14 protein-coding genes and 2 pseudogenes are annotated in these 15,682 nt (G+C 52.6%); 9 read left to right on the plus strand and 7 right to left on the minus strand.

What is annotated here, in order from left to right:
- The first annotated feature begins 374 nt into the window (after nt 1–374).
- The 5 genes and pseudogenes from kduI (at nt 375) to F4V61_RS18375 (ending at nt 4,735) form a co-directional block, all read left to right on the plus strand.
- Nucleotides 375–1,211: a 5-dehydro-4-deoxy-D-glucuronate isomerase gene (gene kduI / locus F4V61_RS18355; protein WP_058819847.1), complete on the plus strand. Its 837-nt coding sequence runs from the start codon at nt 375–377 to the stop codon at nt 1,209–1,211.
- A gap of 55 nt (nt 1,212–1,266) precedes the next feature.
- Entirely contained in the window at nt 1,267–2,028 is a 762-nt protein-coding gene (gene kduD / locus F4V61_RS18360) for a 2-dehydro-3-deoxy-D-gluconate 5-dehydrogenase KduD (RefSeq protein WP_000602487.1), read from the plus strand.
- Entirely contained in the window at nt 2,006–2,251 is a 246-nt protein-coding gene (locus F4V61_RS18365; RefSeq protein ID WP_128971925.1) for a hypothetical protein, read from the plus strand. The genes kduD and F4V61_RS18365 overlap by 23 nt, the downstream gene beginning before the upstream one ends.
- Before the next feature lie 247 nt (nt 2,252–2,498).
- Nucleotides 2,499–3,917 (plus strand): arabinose-proton symporter AraE, encoded by a 1,419-nt coding sequence (araE, locus tag F4V61_RS18370; protein WP_000253653.1) that lies wholly within the window; start codon nt 2,499–2,501, stop codon nt 3,915–3,917.
- Nucleotides 3,918–4,071: 154 nt separating this feature from the next.
- Nucleotides 4,072–4,735: pseudogene (locus tag F4V61_RS18375) on the plus strand (aspartate/glutamate racemase).
- On the opposite strand, the gene F4V61_RS18380 reads toward F4V61_RS18375, so the two are convergent.
- Nucleotides 4,707–5,642 carry a LysR family transcriptional regulator gene (locus F4V61_RS18380; protein ID WP_000741804.1) on the minus strand — a complete coding sequence of 312 codons (936 nt, stop codon included), beginning with the start codon at nt 5,640–5,642 and terminating at the stop codon, nt 4,707–4,709. The pseudogene F4V61_RS18375 and the gene F4V61_RS18380 overlap by 29 nt on opposite strands.
- A 117-nt stretch (nt 5,643–5,759) precedes the next feature.
- Here F4V61_RS18380 and lysA point away from each other — a divergent pair, with 117 nt between their 5' ends.
- A complete protein-coding gene (lysA, locus tag F4V61_RS18385) occupies nt 5,760–7,022 on the plus strand; it encodes a diaminopimelate decarboxylase (protein ID WP_079828651.1) in 1,263 nt (420 codons plus the stop codon).
- 33 nt (nt 7,023–7,055) lie between these two features.
- Here lysA and F4V61_RS18390 read toward each other — a convergent pair.
- Both F4V61_RS18390 and galR read right to left on the minus strand, forming a co-directional pair.
- Nucleotides 7,056–7,301, minus strand: a pseudogene (locus F4V61_RS18390) (LacI family DNA-binding transcriptional regulator); the annotation flags it as partial.
- A 10-nt stretch (nt 7,302–7,311) separates the two neighbouring features.
- The gene (gene galR / locus F4V61_RS18395; RefSeq protein WP_000201022.1) at nt 7,312–8,340 is read right to left on the minus strand and encodes an HTH-type transcriptional regulator GalR; all 1,029 of its coding nucleotides are present in this window, start codon (nt 8,338–8,340) and stop codon (nt 7,312–7,314) included.
- 189 nt (nt 8,341–8,529) lie between these two features.
- On the opposite strand from galR, the gene F4V61_RS22100 reads away from it, so the two are divergent.
- From F4V61_RS22100 to lplT, 3 genes are all read left to right on the plus strand, one after another.
- Nucleotides 8,530–8,775, plus strand: coding sequence for a hypothetical protein (locus F4V61_RS22100; protein ID WP_058345960.1), 246 nt, complete (start codon nt 8,530–8,532; stop codon nt 8,773–8,775).
- Between the two features lie 155 nt (nt 8,776–8,930).
- Nucleotides 8,931–11,090: a bifunctional acyl-ACP--phospholipid O-acyltransferase/long-chain-fatty-acid--ACP ligase gene (gene aas / locus F4V61_RS18405; RefSeq protein WP_038397697.1), complete on the plus strand. Its 2,160-nt coding sequence runs from the start codon at nt 8,931–8,933 to the stop codon at nt 11,088–11,090.
- A complete protein-coding gene (gene lplT, locus F4V61_RS18410; protein ID WP_079829211.1) occupies nt 11,083–12,285 on the plus strand; it encodes a lysophospholipid transporter LplT in 1,203 nt (400 codons plus the stop codon). Before aas ends, lplT begins: the two co-directional genes overlap by 8 nt.
- An 86-nt stretch (nt 12,286–12,371) precedes the next feature.
- Here the strand turns inward: lplT and F4V61_RS18415 are convergent, their stop codons facing one another.
- From F4V61_RS18415 to mutH, 4 genes are all read right to left on the minus strand, one after another.
- A complete protein-coding gene (locus F4V61_RS18415) occupies nt 12,372–13,412 on the minus strand; it encodes an NADP(H)-dependent aldo-keto reductase (protein ID WP_079829212.1) in 1,041 nt (346 codons plus the stop codon).
- A gap of 191 nt (nt 13,413–13,603) precedes the next feature.
- On the minus strand, nt 13,604–13,822 hold the full coding sequence (locus tag F4V61_RS18420; RefSeq protein WP_000758663.1) for a YgdI/YgdR family lipoprotein: 219 nt from the start codon (nt 13,820–13,822) through the stop codon (nt 13,604–13,606).
- 169 nt (nt 13,823–13,991) lie between these two features.
- Entirely contained in the window at nt 13,992–14,705 is a 714-nt protein-coding gene (locus F4V61_RS18425; protein ID WP_000895633.1) for a TerC family protein, read from the minus strand.
- Between the two features lie 128 nt (nt 14,706–14,833).
- Complete coding sequence (gene mutH, locus F4V61_RS18430) at nt 14,834–15,529, minus strand: DNA mismatch repair endonuclease MutH (RefSeq protein WP_080161221.1); 696 nt, start codon at nt 15,527–15,529, stop codon at nt 14,834–14,836.
- Between the last annotated feature and the right edge of the window lie 153 nt (nt 15,530–15,682).

A 15,682-nucleotide genomic window follows, 5' to 3' on the forward strand; every position in this document is an offset into this window, starting at 1 on the left:
TCGTTGTAACGGGTATTGCAGGCGCGCCTGAGGCGTACCGCCTTTAGTTCATTTCGCAAATCACATCCAGCGCTAAAAAAGCGCTCATTTTTATCAAAGCTGTATTTTATTTTGCTTGATTAATCATTTACTTAAAAGAAAAGTCATTGCTGATGTACAGCGTCTGGCGCGCATGTCTGAAAAGCAGAGAAAAGCGTAAGTTTTAGCGCCGATCGTGATCGCTACGGCAGTTTTAAAAATAACCACTCACAAAAATGAAACGTTGTTTTATTTATTGTTGAAAAGCTTCATCCAGACGACTATTATGCCGTTAAATAAATCAAAACGTCGTTTTGATTTTTGTCGTCGCGATCGGTTTATCAATGGAGGGGAAGGTGGACGTAAGGCAAAGTATCCATAGCGAGCACGCTAAGACGCTGGACACCCAAGCGCTACGACGCGAGTTTTTGATAGAAAACATTTTTGTCGCTGATGAATATACGATGGTCTACAGCCATATTGACCGCATTATTGTCGGCGGCATTATGCCCGTCAGCCATACCGTTGAAATCGGGGGGGAAGTGGGAAAACAGCTTGGCGTCTCCCGGTTACTGGACCGCCGCGAGCTGGGCGTTATTAATATTGGCGGCGCGGGCGTCATTATCGTTGACGGGCAGCGCTATGACATCGGTCATCGCGATGCTCTGTATATTGGCAAAGGGGCGAAAGAGCTGGTCTTCGCCAGCAATGAGTCGAGCAGACCGGCGAAGTTTTACTACAACTGCGCGCCAGCGCATACCGCTTATCCGACGAAAAAAGTGACGCCTGCCGACGTTGCGCCCGTCACCTTAGGCGATAACCTCACCAGTAACCGTCGCACTATTAATAAGTACTTCGTTCCGGATGTGCTGGAAACCTGTCAGCTCAGTATGGGGCTCACCGAACTGGCGCCCGGCAATCTATGGAACACCATGCCATGTCATACCCATGAGCGCCGTATGGAAGTTTACTTCTATTTCAATATGGAAGAGGACAGTTGCGTCTTCCATATGATGGGGCAGCCTCAGGAAACCCGTCATATTGTGATGTGTAATGAACAGGCGGTGATCTCACCAAGCTGGTCAATACATTCCGGCGTTGGCACCAAAGCCTATACGTTTATTTGGGGCATGGTGGGGGAAAACCAGGTCTTCGATGACATGGATCACGTTGCAGTAAAAGATCTGCGCTAGTCGCGACTGGTGATAACGCCTGTCCGTGACAGGCATGACAAAATAAGGATTAACAATGATTTTGAATGCATTTTCTCTTGAAGGTAAAGTCGCGGTTGTTACAGGTTGCGATACCGGGCTGGGCCAGGGTATGGCGTTAGGGCTGGCGGAAGCGGGCTGTGACATTGTTGGAATTAACATCGTTGAGCCGACGGAAACCATCGCGCGCGTCACCGCTCTGGGACGCCGTTTTTTAAGCCTGACGGCCGATCTGCGTCAAATTGATGGTATTCCGGCGCTACTGGAACGTGCGGTAGCGGAATACGGTCATATTGATATTCTGGTGAATAACGCGGGCTTGATCCGTCGTGAAGATGCGATTGATTTCACGGAAAAAGACTGGGATGACGTCATGAATCTGAACATTAAGAGCGTATTCTTTATGTCTCAGGCGGCGGCAAAACATTTTATTGCTCAGGGCAACGGCGGCAAAATTATTAATATCGCCTCTATGCTCTCCTTCCAGGGCGGTATTCGCGTTCCGTCTTACACCGCGTCGAAAAGCGGCGTAATGGGAATAACGCGCCTGATGGCGAACGAGTGGGCGAAACACAATATCAATGTGAACGCTATCGCGCCGGGCTATATGGCGACCAATAATACCCAGCAATTACGCGCAGATGAACAACGTAGCGCCGAAATTCTCGACCGTATTCCGGCTGGACGTTGGGGACTGCCGGATGATTTAATGGGCCCAGTGGTTTTCCTGGCATCCAGCGCCGCTGATTATATCAACGGCTATACCGTAGCGGTAGATGGCGGTTGGCTGGCGCGTTAATCCACGCAGTCCAGATGAGTTTCTGAGAAAAATCGGTTTTTTAGTTGCTAAAAACGGACGAGGTTCGAAACTGAGGATAACCGCTGCAATGCCTGATGACGCCTTGCTTATCAGGCCTATGCTCATGGGTGATGTTATAGGCCGCATCGGGCAAAATGAATTCGAGTCTGTCAGCAATTTCACCCTGCCTTCGGCAGGGTTTTTTATGATCTCATTAGCATAGTCCATATTGAGGTTTTAAATTAATCCATATGTCGTTAATTAATAGTCATAATAAATACTTTAATTCGCTGAAATATTAGTAATTTAAAAAACATATGAGAGTAGTGTTAAATTTTAAAAGTGTAATATCCATCACATATCGCTATAGCGTAGCCATTTAATCCATATTTATGCCGTTTCCGGCCTGACACTTGAGGGAGAGTATCCCGTAATTTCAGACTATGTCTTACTCTGTTGTGGCAGGAAAAATGGTCTCTATTAATCATGACTCTGCTTTAACGCCGCGTTCGCTTCGCGACACACGACGTATGAATATGTTTGTTTCGGTTTCTGCGGCGGTAGCGGGACTGTTATTTGGTCTGGATATTGGCGTTATCGCCGGGGCGCTGCCTTTTATTACCGACCATTTCGTGCTGACCAGTCGGTTGCAGGAGTGGGTCGTCAGCAGCATGATGCTTGGCGCGGCGATTGGCGCCTTATTTAATGGCTGGCTCTCATTCCGGCTTGGGCGTAAGTATAGCCTGATGGCCGGCGCGATTTTGTTTGTGGTCGGCTCGCTGGGATCGGCGTTTGCTTCCAGCGTGGAGGTATTGATTGGCGCCCGCGTGATACTGGGCGTAGCCGTAGGGATTGCGTCCTATACCGCGCCGCTTTATCTCTCTGAAATGGCGAGTGAAAATGTTCGCGGCAAAATGATCAGTATGTATCAATTGATGGTGACGTTGGGCATTGTGCTGGCTTTTTTATCCGATACGGCGTTCAGCTACAGCGGCAACTGGCGCGCAATGCTGGGCGTGCTGGCGCTGCCTGCGGTATTGCTAATTATTCTGGTGGTATTCCTGCCTAATAGTCCGCGCTGGCTGGCGCAAAAAGGTCGCCATATCGAAGCGGAAGAGGTGCTGCGTATGTTGCGCGATACCTCGGAAAAAGCCCGTGATGAACTCAATGAAATCCGGGAAAGTCTCAAGCTCAAACAGGGAGGGTGGTCATTATTTAAAGCTAATCGTCATGTTCGCCGCGCCGTGTTCCTCGGTATGCTGCTACAGGCAATGCAGCAGTTCACCGGCATGAACATCATTATGTACTATGCGCCGCGCATTTTTAAAATGGCTGGCTTTACCACCACGGAACAGCAAATGATCGCCACGCTGGTGGTCGGACTGACCTTTATGTTCGCGACTTTTATCGCCGTTTTTACGGTGGATAAAGCCGGACGCAAACCGGCGTTAAAAATCGGTTTCAGCGTAATGGCGTTAGGGACGTTAGTGCTGGGCTACTGCCTGATGCAATTTGATAATGGTACGGCGTCAAGCGGTCTCTCCTGGCTTTCCGTTGGGATGACGATGATGTGTATCGCTGGTTACGCGATGAGCGCCGCTCCGGTGGTGTGGATTCTGTGTTCGGAAATCCAGCCGCTGAAATGTCGTGACTTTGGCATTACTTGTTCAACCACGACAAACTGGGTATCGAACATGGTAATCGGCGCGACATTCCTGACCCTGCTGGACAGCATTGGCGCGGCGGGTACGTTCTGGCTCTACACCGCGCTAAATGTCGCTTTTATCGGCATCACTTTCTGGCTGGTCCCGGAAACGAAAAACGTTACCCTGGAGCACATCGAACGCAAATTGATGGCGGGTGAGAAGCTAAAAAATATTGGTGTGTAGTTTCCCTTCAGTTGCCGGATACGCCTGTTATCCGGCACGATAAAAACAGACTGGAAACGGATGCGTAAGTTTGCTTCACTGCCATAATGCTTTAAAAAAGGAGAACGCAGTGAAAACGATCGGGCTATTGGGCGGTATGAGCTGAGAATCGACTATTCCTTATTACCGCCTCATCAATGAAGGGATTAAACAGCAACTGGGGGGCCTGCACTCGGCGAGCTTATTACTGCATAGCGTAGATTTTCACGATATAGAAATGTGTCAATGCCGCGGTGAATGGGATAAAGCGGGCAATATCCTGGCGCAGGCCGCGCAGGGATTACAACAGGCTGGCGCAGAAGGCATTGTGTTATGTACCAATACCATGCATAAAATCGCGCGCATTATTGAATCTCGTTGTTCGCTGCCCTTTTTGCACATCGCGGATGCTACCGGGCGAGCTATCGCTCGTCAGGGGTTACGTCGCGTGGCGCTATTGGGGACTCGCTATACGATGGAACAGGATTTTTATCGCGGGCGGCTGGAGCAACAATTTGCGATTGAGACCGTGGTGCCAGAGGCGGACGATCGGGCGCAAATCAATCAGGTGATTTTTGACGAGCTCTGCCAGGGGGGAGTTCACTGACGCGTCGCGCCACTATTATTTACGGGTTATCGAACAACTGGCGGCGCAAGGAGCGCAGGGCGTGATTTTTGGCTGTACGGAAATAGGACTGTTGGTGCCCCAGGCGCAAAGTGCGCTACCGGTTTTTGATACTACGGCAATTCATGCCGCAGATGCCGTGACATTTATGCTTTCGTCATCGGCCCCAGAATAGTCTCCAGTGGTTCAACCAGGCGTGAAAGATGCGTTTGTAAATGCTTACTGAAGGCGTCAACCAGCGCGGAGGCGGGGCGGTGTAGCGGGCGAATCAGGCTGACGGTAAAGGGTACGTCAATGCTCAAGCGTCTAACGGTTACGCCGCTGGCGGCATAGTCCAGCGCGGTCAGCGGGTTAACGATCGAAACGCCCGCCCCGGCGCGCACCATCGCGCAGACGGATGCCGCGCTATGTGTTTCAACCACCATTCTGCGCTTCACCTGATGTTCGGTAAATAACGTATCCAACAACTGTCGATAGCTGTCCAGGCGGGAGAGGCTGATAAAGTTTTCCCCGTGAAAATCGTCCGGCATGAGTACGGTTTTGGCGGCAAGCGGATGGTCAGTGGGCAATACGCACACTTCATTCAGCGTCAGTAGCTCGGTACGGGTTGTTCCTGCCGGGGGATGAAGCGTCTCCGTGAGTCCCAAATCGTGGCGCTGGGCGGAGAGCCACTCTTCCAGCAACGGCGACTCCTGCGGCACAATATTCAGGCTGACATCCGGATAACGCGCCAGAAAAGGCGGTAACAGCGGCGGCAAAAAGGATTGTGAAAATACTGGCAGGCAGGCGATGGAGAGCTCGCCCTGGCGGAATTCGCGCAGGCTTTCCGCCGCGCTGACGATGCGATCCAACCCATACCAGGAGCGTTGTACCTCTTCGAACAGGCGTAGCCCTTGCACCGTCGGATGTAAGCGCCCGCGTGTGCGCTCAAACAGCGTTAATCCCAGCACTTTCTCAAAACGCGCCAGTTCACGGCTGACGGTAGGCTGCGAGGTATGCAGCAGCCGCGCCGCTTCGGTGAGATTTCCGGCGGTCATTACGGCGTGAAAAATTTCAATGTGACGTAAATTAACGGCAGCCATACGTTTCCCCGAACCATTTATCCCATATCATTTTTGCATAGACTGACGATAAAACGATATTTTTTATTCCAGTTAAAGTATGGCGTAATCGTTAAAAAGCCTGTTCCGGAGTTTGTTATGTCATTGCCGCGTCATTACGCTGAAACCGACCTTAACGCTGAAAATTTGCTCAGATTGTCCGCCGAATTCGGCTGTCCGGTCTGGGTATATGACGCGCGCATTATTCGCCGTCAGATAGCCGCCCTACAGCAGTTTGATGTCGTGCGCTTTGCGCAAAAAGCCTGCTCGAACATTCATATCTTGCGCTTAATGCGCGCGCAGGGCGTAAAGGTGGATTCTGTTTCATTAGGAGAGATCGAGCGTGCGCTGGCTGCGGGATACGATCCACAAACGCGCCCTGATGATATCGTTTTTACCGCCGATGTAATTGACGCCGCCACGCTGGCGCGTGTGAGCGAACTGCGTATTCCGGTCAATGCCGGCTCGGTGGATATGCTGGCGCAGCTTGGTCAGGTTTCGCCGGGGCATCGTGTCTGGCTGCGCTTGAACCCCGGTTTTGGTCACGGCCACAGCCAGAAAACCAATACCGGAGGCGAAAACAGCAAACATGGCATCTGGCATAGCGATCTTCCGGCGGCGCTGGCGGTCATGCGGCAATACCGACTGAAACTTGTCGGCATCCATATGCACATCGGTTCTGGCGTTGATTACGGTCATCTGAAGCAGGTTTGCGGCGCAATGGTACGCCAGGTGCTGGAATGTGGTCAGGATTTAGAAGCCATTTCGGCAGGCGGCGGGCTATCGATTCCTTATCGTGAGGGAGAAGAGTCCGTTGATACGCGTCATTACTATGGTCTGTGGAACGCGGCGCGCGAACAAATCGCCCGCCATCTGGGACATGCGGTCAAACTTGAGATCGAACCCGGACGTTTTCTGGTGGCGCAGTCAGGCGTGCTGGTGACGCAGATACGTAGCGTTAAACAGATGGGAAGCCGCCGTTTCGTACTGGTGGATGCCGGTTTTAACGACCTGATGCGCCCGGCGATGTACGGTAGCTATCACCGTATTTCGGCGCTGGCGGCAGATGGCCGCTCGCTTGAAAACGGCCCAAAGGTCGAGACGGTGGTGGCCGGGCCGTTATGCGAATCAGGCGATGTTTTTACGCAGCAGGAGGGGGGGATGGTCGAGACGCGCGTATTACCTGCGGTCACTCCCGGCGATTACCTCGTATTACACGATACCGGCGCTTATGGCGCATCTATGTCATCAAATTACAACAGCCGCCCGCTACTGCCGGAAGTGTTATTTGACAATGGACAGGCGCGGCTAATTCGCCGTCGCCAGACCATTGAGGAGCTATTAGCGCTTGAGATGCTCTGATTATTGACAAACGCCTGTTCTCAAACGAGATTCCGCCTGGCGCAATAAACTGCCAAAATAGAAGCCGTCGAACGTTGAGACGACCGAACCGATGCTGTCGCTGGTGCGATTCGCCAGCGAGCGAACCAGTAAGTTGGGGCGATAGTTCTGCGCCTGCATCGCCATAAACACTTTCTGGCGCGTACTTTCTTTCACCTGCCCCATTCCATTCAGCACTTGTGAGACGGTGGCCTTCGATACGCCCGCATGGCGGGAAACATCCAGCATTGTCGCCATAATGCTACCCCAATTAATCGGCTGTCGACAGGTGTCCGGTATCCGCTGGCGTTGATACCGAATGTCGGCGTACCAGCGTCGGACTAAACACATGAGTCACTTCCGGCGTGGGGCATTTCCCCGCCAGCGCCAGCGCCAGTTCCGCCGCCTGTGTCGCCATAGTGACGATGGGGTACCGAATTGTGGTCAGCCGGGGACGCACATAGCGTGAGACCAGAACGTCATCAAAACCGATGAGCGATACTTCGCCCGGCACCCCAACGCCGTTATCATTTAATACCCCCATTGCGCCAGCCGCCATCGAGTCGTTATAGCAGGCCACCGCGGTAAAGTTTCTGCCGCGACCTAATAACTCAGTCATTGCCTGCTCACCGCCGCTTTCGTCCGGTTCGCCGAACGTTACCAGCCTATCGTTAGCCGGAATATGACTTTCCGCCAGCGCATCGTAATAGCCTCTCAGGCGATCTTCAGCATCGGAGATGGTGTGATTGGAACAGATATACCCAATACGCGTATGACCTTGCTGGATCAGATGTCGGGTCGCCAGCCATGCCCCGTAGCGATCGTCCAGCGCGACACAACGGTGCTCAAACTCCGGTACAATGCGGTTAATCAGCACCATACCGGGGATTTGTTTCATTAATGAGGCCAGATCCGCATCCGGGATCATTTTGGCGTGAACCACTAACGCCGCGCAACGATGACGAATCAACTGTTCAATAGCCTGACGCTCTTTTTGTTCGTTGTGATACCCGTTGCCAATCAGTAAAAAATTGCCGGTGTGATACGCCACCTGCTCAACGGCTTTCACCATCGCGCCGAAAAAAGGATCGGAAACGTCGCCGACCACCAGACCGAGGGTTTCCGTGGCCTGCTGAGCCAGCGCGCGCGCGTTGGCGTTAGGGTGATAACTCAGAGACTCCATTGCGCTGGACACCGCCAGCCGGGACGCTTCGCTGGCTTTTGGCGAATCGTTAATGACGCGAGAAACGGTGGCGACTGAAACACCGGCCAGTCGGGCTACATCTTTTATGGTCGCCATGATAATACCTATAGTGGGTAAACGCTTACATTACGCCAGTTTTACGGAAAATGAACGTCTGTTCAAGCCTCTTACCCGGCAGTACCGGGCAAATGTGACTTGTACGGGCGAAATGCGTCCGTAAAGTGACAATACAAACCTTTCGTTACAGTTTGCGAAGCGCTGTTGCGATTGTCTGCTGGCAGGCCAATGGGTCAGGTTGATAGAGTGGTGATCCCAGAGGTATTGATAGGTGGAATCAACGTAGTCGTTGATCACACGAATTACACCAACCTGCGTAGAAATGCGCAGGTTTTTTTTGTTTCGTCTGAATCTGTAACAGTAACGGATAATTTACACAACTCGTTGCATTTCCATTTATTCCTTTGCGTTTTCGGACTGGCGATGCAGGCGAGCGAAGACCACAATCAAGATCCCAGAGGTATTGATTGGTGAGATTATTCGGTACGCTCTTCGTACCTGTCTCTTGCACCAACCTGCGCGGATGCGCAGGTTTTTTTTCGCCCCTATTTTGCTATCGCTCCTGTTACGCATCTCGTGTAATCTGCCACAATTCATGTTTTAGCGAATTGTGGCCAAAGGGAGTTGAAATGCTGTTTGGATTTTTTCGTAACCTGTTTCGCGTGCTCTATCGCGTGCGCGTCACCGGCGATGTCCGGGCGCTACAGGGGAACCGGGTCTTAATTACCCCCAATCACGTTTCATTTATCGATGGTATGCTGCTGGCGCTGTTTTTGCCGGTACGGCCTGTCTTTGCGGTATATACTACCATCAGCCAGCAATGGTATATGCGCTGGTTAACGCCGTTGATCGATTTTGTTCCGCTCGATCCGACCAAGCCCATGACTATTAAACACCTGGTCCGTCTGGTGGAGCAGGGGCGGCCAGTAGTGATTTTCCCGGAAGGGCGGATTTCCGTGACCGGCTCGCTAATGAAAATCTATGATGGCGCAGGCTTTGTGGCGGCGAAATCCGGCGCAACCGTCGTTCCGCTCCGTATTGATGGCGCGGAGCTTACGCCTTTCAGTCGTCTGAAAGGTTTGGTCAAACGGCGTTTATTCCCCCGCATTCAGCTTCATATTTTACCGCCGACGCAAATACCGATGCCGGAAGCGCCGCGCGCGCGCGACAGGCGTAAGATAGCGGGTGAGATGCTGCATCAGATCATGATGGAAGCGCGTATGGCGGCGCGCCCGCGCGAAACGTTATACGAATCGCTGCTGGCGGCGCAATATCGTTACGGCAGCGGTAAAAACTGTATTGAAGACATTAACTTTACGCCGGTTACATATCGTAACTTACTGACCAGGACGCTTTTTGTTGGCCGTATTCTGGAAAAGTACAGCGCAGAGGGCGAGAAAATCGGTTTAATGCTGCCGAATGCCGCCATCAGCGCGGCGGTCATTTTCGGCGCGGTTTCCCGTCGCCGCATTCCGGCCATGATGAACTACACGGCGGGGGTAAAAGGGCTGACCAGCGCGATTACCGCGGCGGAAATTAAAACCATTTTTACCTCCCGCCAGTTCCTCGACAAAGGTAAGTTGTGGCATCTGCCGGAACAGTTGACGCAGGTTCGCTGGGTTTACCTGGAAGATTTAAAAGCGGATGTCACTACCGCCGACAAACTGTGGATTTTCACTCACCTCCTGGCGCCACGCCTGGCGCAGGTAAAACAACAGCCGGAAGACGCGGCGATTATTCTGTTTACCTCCGGCTCGGAAGGACACCCGAAAGGGGTGGTACATAGCCATAAAAGCATTCTGGCGAACGTCGAGCAGATAAAAACTATCGCGGATTTCACCGCCAATGACCGTTTTATGTCGGCGCTGCCGCTCTTTCACTCGTTCGGTTTGACGGTTGGTCTGTTTACGCCGTTGTTAACCGGCGCAGAAGTGTTTCTTTATCCAAGTCCGCTGCACTACCGCATTGTGCCTGAACTAGTCTATGACCGTAACTGTACCGTGTTGTTTGGCACATCGACCTTTCTCGGCAATTATGCGCGCTTTGCCAATCCGTATGATTTTTATCGTTTGCGTTATGTGGTGGCCGGTGCGGAAAAACTTCAGGAGAGCACTAAACAACTGTGGCAGGATAAATTCGGCCTGCGCATTCTTGAGGGCTACGGGGTAACGGAATGCGCGCCAGTGGTATCGATTAACGTACCGATGGCGGCTAAGCCTGGTACTGTTGGGCGTATTCTGCCAGGGATGGACGCGCGTCTGCTGGCAGTGCCCGGTATTGAAAACGGCGGTCGGTTACAGCTTAAAGGGCCAAATATCATGAATGGCTACCTGCGCGTGGAAAAACCGGGGATGCTGGAGATTCCGTCGGCGGAAAACGCCAGGGGCGAAACCGAGCGCGGCTGGTACGATACGGGCGATATTGTACGCTTCGATGAGAGCGGTTTTGTACAGATACAGGGGCGCGCGAAACGCTTTGCGAAAATTGCTGGCGAAATGGTTTCGCTGGAGATGGTCGAGCAACTGGCGCTTGGCGTCTCGGCGGACAAAATGCACGCTACAGCCATTAAAAGCGATGCCAGTAAAGGTGAAGCGCTGGTGCTGTTTACGACTGACAGCGAACTCACCCGAGAAAAGTTACAGCACTATGCCCGTGAGCACGGTATTCCGGAATTTGCCGTCCCGCGCGATATCCGTTATCTGAAACAGCTTCCCTTACTTGGCAGCGGGAAACCCGATTTTGTGACGTTGAAAAGCTGGGTGGATGCGCCGGAACAACAACATGAGTGAGTCAGTACACACGAATACCTCTATCTGCTCGAAAGGGATGCTGTCGGTTATTGTCGCGCAGTTTCTCTCGGCTTTTGGCGATAATGCGCTGCTGTTTGCGACGCTGGCGCTGTTGAAAGCCCAGTTTTATCCGGACTGGAGCCAGCCTGTCCTGCAAATGGTGTTTGTGGGCGCTTACATTCTTTTTGCGCCCTTTGTCGGTCAGATAGCGGACAGCTTTGCCAAAGGCCGAGTGATGATGTTCGCCAATGGCCTTAAACTGGCGGGAGCGGCAAGTATCTGTCTTGGGGTGAATCCTTTTGTCGGTTATACGTTGGTAGGAATTGGTGCGGCGGCTTATTCTCCGGCGAAATACGGCATTCTGGGCGAACTGACGACTGGCAATAAACTGGTTAAAGCCAATGGCCTGATGGAAGCCTCTACTATTGCGGCGATTTTGCTCGGTTCTGTCGCTGGCGGCGTATTGGCTGACTGGCATGTTATTGCCGCACTGGTCGCCTGTACGTTGGCCTACGCTGGCGCAGTAGTGGCGAATCTGTTTATCCCGAAGCTTGTAGCGGCGCGTCCAGGGCAATCCTGGCAATTGGCGGCGATGATTCGTAGTTTCTTTTGCGCTTGCGTTGTCCTCTGGCGTAACGGTGAAACGCGTTTTTCGCTGGTGGGTACCGGGTTATTCTGGGGCGCAGGCGTGACGCTGCGTTTTCTGGTGGTGCTGTGGGTGCCGGTGGCGCTGGGCATTACGGATAACGCCACGCCGACTTACCTGAACGCCATGGTGGCGGTAGGTATTGTGGTCGGCGCGGGTGCGGCGGCAAAACTGGTGACGCTGGAGACCGTATCGCGCTGTATGCCCGCCGGGATTTTGATTGGCGTTGTGGTTGCGATGTTCTCATTACAGCACGCATTGCTGCCTGCTTATGCCTTATTGCTGTTGATAGGTATTCTGGGCGGCTTTTTTGTGGTGCCGCTCAACGCCTTGCTACAGGAGCGCGGTAAGAAGAGCGTTGGCGCCGGGAATGCCATTGCCGTACAAAATCTGGGCGAGAATAGCGCCATGCTATTAATGCTGGGGCTGTATTCGCTGGCGGTGCTGGTTGGCGTTCCGGCAGTGGCGATAGGTATCGGCTTTGGCGTGCTGTTCGCGCTGGCGATCGCGGCGCTGTGGATCTGGCAGCGCCGGCAGGCATCATACTGAGTGAATACGCCGGGCGGCGAGTGCGCGTTATCCGGCTTACATGGTATCTGTAAGCCCGGAAGCGTAGCGCCACCGGGCACTGACCATCACGGCGCCGGATAGGTATAAACCTGATGCGCCGCCTCAATCTCCGCCAGAACCTCTTCGCTTAACGTCAGATGCAGACTTTCCACATTCGTCCTGAGCTGCGCCATCGTGGTTGCGCCCAGTAACGTACTGGCGACAAACGGCTGGCGGCGAACAAAGGCCAGCGCCATCTGCGCCGGATCAAGATTGTGACGCTTCGCGATATCGACGTAGGCGGCAACGGCTTTTTGCGCCTGTTCGCCGCTGTAACGTGTGAAGCGGCTGAACAAGGTATTCCGCGCGCCTGCGGGTTTGGCCCCGTTCAGGTATTTACCGGTTAATGTGCCAAACGCCAGACAGGAATAGGCGAGCAATTCAACACCTTCATACTGGCTGACTTCCGCCAGTCCGACCTCGTAGCTGCGGTTTAACAGGCTATAGGGGTTCTGGATCGTGACAATACGCGGCAGGTCATGTTTTTCCGCCAGATGCAGATAGCGCATAACGCCAAACGCTGTCTCATTTGAAACGCCAATATAACGAATCTTACCCGCTCGCTGAAACTCACTTAGCGCGTCTAACGTCTCCAGCAGACTTACTACTGGCGTGGAGTCCGTCCAGTTATAGCCGAGTTTACCGAAGCAGTTAGTGGGTCGCTGCGGCCAGTGCACCTGATACAAATCCAGATAGTCGGTCTGCAACCGGGTCAAACTGTCGTGTAGCGCTTCGCGAATATTTTTACGATCCAGCGCCTGATGAGGCCGGATGCCTTGATCATTATTACGTGCCGGTCCGCTAACTTTGCTGGCGATGATCAGTTTTTCACGGTTGCCGCGTTTGGCGAGCCAGTTACCGATATAGGATTCCGTCAGCCCTTGTGTTTCCGGGCGCGGCGGTACCGGATACATCTCGGCGGCGTCGATAAGGTTAATGCCATTTGCGATGGCATAGTCGAGCTGTGCGTGAGCGTCGGCTTCGCTGTTTTGTTCACCAAATGTCATTGTGCCCAACCCTAGCGTACTTACTTCGAGCGAGCTGTGGGGTATACGGTGATAGTGCATAGCCGTTTCCTTTTTATTATGAAGTCAGAAATTCCTGACAAAGGACAATAAAAATGGCAGAGGGAAGGGAAAAGGGAAAGTAAAATTGCAGACTGCGCGGCGTAATTGTTGTCGGGCGTGGTTCGCCACGCACCGTTACGGGACGCAGCCTGAAGGTCTGCAGAACGTTGACCCCGTTCGTAGGCTAGCGCTCAACGTTCGATGATTTGAGACACTTCGTCACGGTTGATTTGCATCTCGTTTCCCTGTGAATCGGTATAGCTGACCAGACCGGTATCGTCGTCAACTTGCGGTTTTCCATCGGTCAAGATCATACGACCATCTTTTGTAGCCATCACATAATCGCTGCTGCATCCGGATACCGCAAAAGCCAACCCTACTGCGGAAATTACAACTGCCCATTTTTTCATCCGTTTGTCCTCACGTAGCCTGCATCTGATAATAGTCTGTTAATCATATGTCTGATAATAGACTAGTAATAATGCGCAGCTCTGCATGTTGGAAGCAGCAAAATCTTAATCTGTGAGAAGAAGGGAAATAAAGTGAGTATTCGCTCCCCGGCTGGGGAGCGAGACAGAGTTACAGCGGATTCTTTTTACTGCGCAACAGATTCAGGCTCTCGACCGCGATAGAGAAGAACATGGCGAAATAGATATACCCTTTCGGAACGTGGACGTCGAAACTTTCCAGAATCAGGGTAAAGCCAACCAGAATCAGAAAGGAGAGCGCCAGCATTTTTACCGACGGGTGACGATCGACAAACTCGCCGATGGGCCGTGCCGCAAACATCATGACGCCCACGGCAATGACGACCGCCGCCATCATAATAAACAGATGGTCGGAGAGGCCAACTGCGGTGATAACTGAATCAAGACTAAAAATAATATCCAGCAGCATAATCTGCACGATCGCACCCAGGAAAGAAGAAACACGGGTTTTTAACCCTTCTTCTTCGCCTTCGATGGACTCATGAATCTCCTTGCTGGCTTTCCAGATTAAAAATAACCCGCCCAGTAAAAGGATGAGATCGCGGGCGGAAATCGCTTCGCCGAAAAGCTCAAACAGCGGATTCGTAAGACGAGTGACCCAGGCGATTGACGCCAGCAGTGCCAGACGCATTATCATCGCAGCCGCCAGCCCAAGCCGCCTTGCGTGGTTCCGTTGTGCCGTAGGAAGTTTTGCTACCACCAGAGAAAGAAAAATAATGTTGTCGATCCCAAGTACAATTTCCAGCAGCGTCAGCGTACCGAGCGCCAGCCAGGCATTAGGATCGGTTATCCATGCAAATAACATCGAACAAAGTCCTGCCAAAAAAAGAAGCGGTAATTATAGGCTCGTCGAGTGGCGGGCGAAAGCCCAGGCTGAATTTGCGCAACCGCGAACGGTGTAAAATAGCGGAGACGCTTATCGGGCATCGGGCGTTATGGACTCTGCAATAAAAAATGGCGAGCCAGCAGCGCCTGCGTAAAATTTTTTTTCAGATAAAATCCACGCGGTAGCGTCAAAATAGGCTCTCCTCGCGCGCCGATAGCCTCGGTAAGCGCCCTGGCATTGGCGGCTTTGGGCCGCAGTTGCAAGACTTCACCATGGCGGGCGTTAATGCGTTCTACCTGTCCCAGCACTATCATGTCCATCAGTTCTTCCCAGTCGAGGCGTAGTTGCCTGTCTTCTTCTTCATTTGGGCTCCAGAGTAGCGGCGAACCTACGCGGCGTTCGGCTAACGGTATGCTGCGCTCGCCTTCGACCGGGACCCAAAGTACTCGCTTCAATTTATGCCTTACGTGGCTTGTCTCCCAGGTCACGCCGCTGTTCCCGGTTAATGGCGCTACGCAAACAAAGGTTGTTTCCAGAGGGCGGCCCAGACTATCTACAGGGATCGTTTTCAGTTCTACGCCTAAGGCGGCGAAATCCTGCTCAGGTTTGCTCCCGGCGCTGGCGCCGAGCCAGATCTCCAGCAGGACGCCGATCCAGCCTTTGTCTCGCTTTAAATCTTTAGGCGTGGTCATGCCGGCCATCGCCGCCAGTTCGCCTAACGTATAGCCGGAAAGCTGCCGCGCCTGGGCTAACAGCAGTGCCTCCGAAGCAGGCGGAGTCAGTAGCGGAAAAAGAGCGGACATAATAATTACCATTGATTAAAAAATGAGCAGTGATTTTATACCGTGTGGACAGAGTTTATCTTTTTCTGTGTGCTATATTCAATATACTGATTTTTATTGCTTTTTTTGAGGTGTTTCTTCGTGTTGCGCAACGCTGAAGCTGGTTTTCCAATT

This window comes from Salmonella enterica subsp. arizonae, assembly GCF_008692845.1.
Lineage (GTDB): Bacteria > Pseudomonadota > Gammaproteobacteria > Enterobacterales > Enterobacteriaceae > Salmonella > Salmonella arizonae.

Coding starts and splice junctions, on each gene's coding strand:
- lplT (WP_079829211.1), top strand. CDS start 11,083: ATGAGTGAGTCAGTACACACGAATACCTCTATCTGCTCGAAAGGGATG.
- kduD (WP_000602487.1), top strand. CDS start 1,267: ATGATTTTGAATGCATTTTCTCTTGAAGGTAAAGTCGCGGTTGTTACA.
- F4V61_RS18380 (WP_000741804.1), bottom strand. CDS start 5,642: ATGGCTGCCGTTAATTTACGTCACATTGAAATTTTTCACGCCGTAATG.
- F4V61_RS18365 (WP_128971925.1), top strand. CDS start 2,006: ATGGCGGTTGGCTGGCGCGTTAATCCACGCAGTCCAGATGAGTTTCTG.
- F4V61_RS18420 (WP_000758663.1), bottom strand. CDS start 13,822: ATGAAAAAATGGGCAGTTGTAATTTCCGCAGTAGGGTTGGCTTTTGCG.
- araE (WP_000253653.1), top strand. CDS start 2,499: ATGGTCTCTATTAATCATGACTCTGCTTTAACGCCGCGTTCGCTTCGC.
- F4V61_RS22100 (WP_058345960.1), top strand. CDS start 8,530: ATGGGTCAGGTTGATAGAGTGGTGATCCCAGAGGTATTGATAGGTGGA.
- mutH (WP_080161221.1), bottom strand. CDS start 15,529: ATGTCCGCTCTTTTTCCGCTACTGACTCCGCCTGCTTCGGAGGCACTG.
- F4V61_RS18415 (WP_079829212.1), bottom strand. CDS start 13,412: ATGCACTATCACCGTATACCCCACAGCTCGCTCGAAGTAAGTACGCTA.
- aas (WP_038397697.1), top strand. CDS start 8,931: ATGCTGTTTGGATTTTTTCGTAACCTGTTTCGCGTGCTCTATCGCGTG.
- galR (WP_000201022.1), bottom strand. CDS start 8,340: ATGGCGACCATAAAAGATGTAGCCCGACTGGCCGGTGTTTCAGTCGCC.
- F4V61_RS18425 (WP_000895633.1), bottom strand. CDS start 14,705: ATGTTATTTGCATGGATAACCGATCCTAATGCCTGGCTGGCGCTCGGT.
- lysA (WP_079828651.1), top strand. CDS start 5,760: ATGTCATTGCCGCGTCATTACGCTGAAACCGACCTTAACGCTGAAAAT.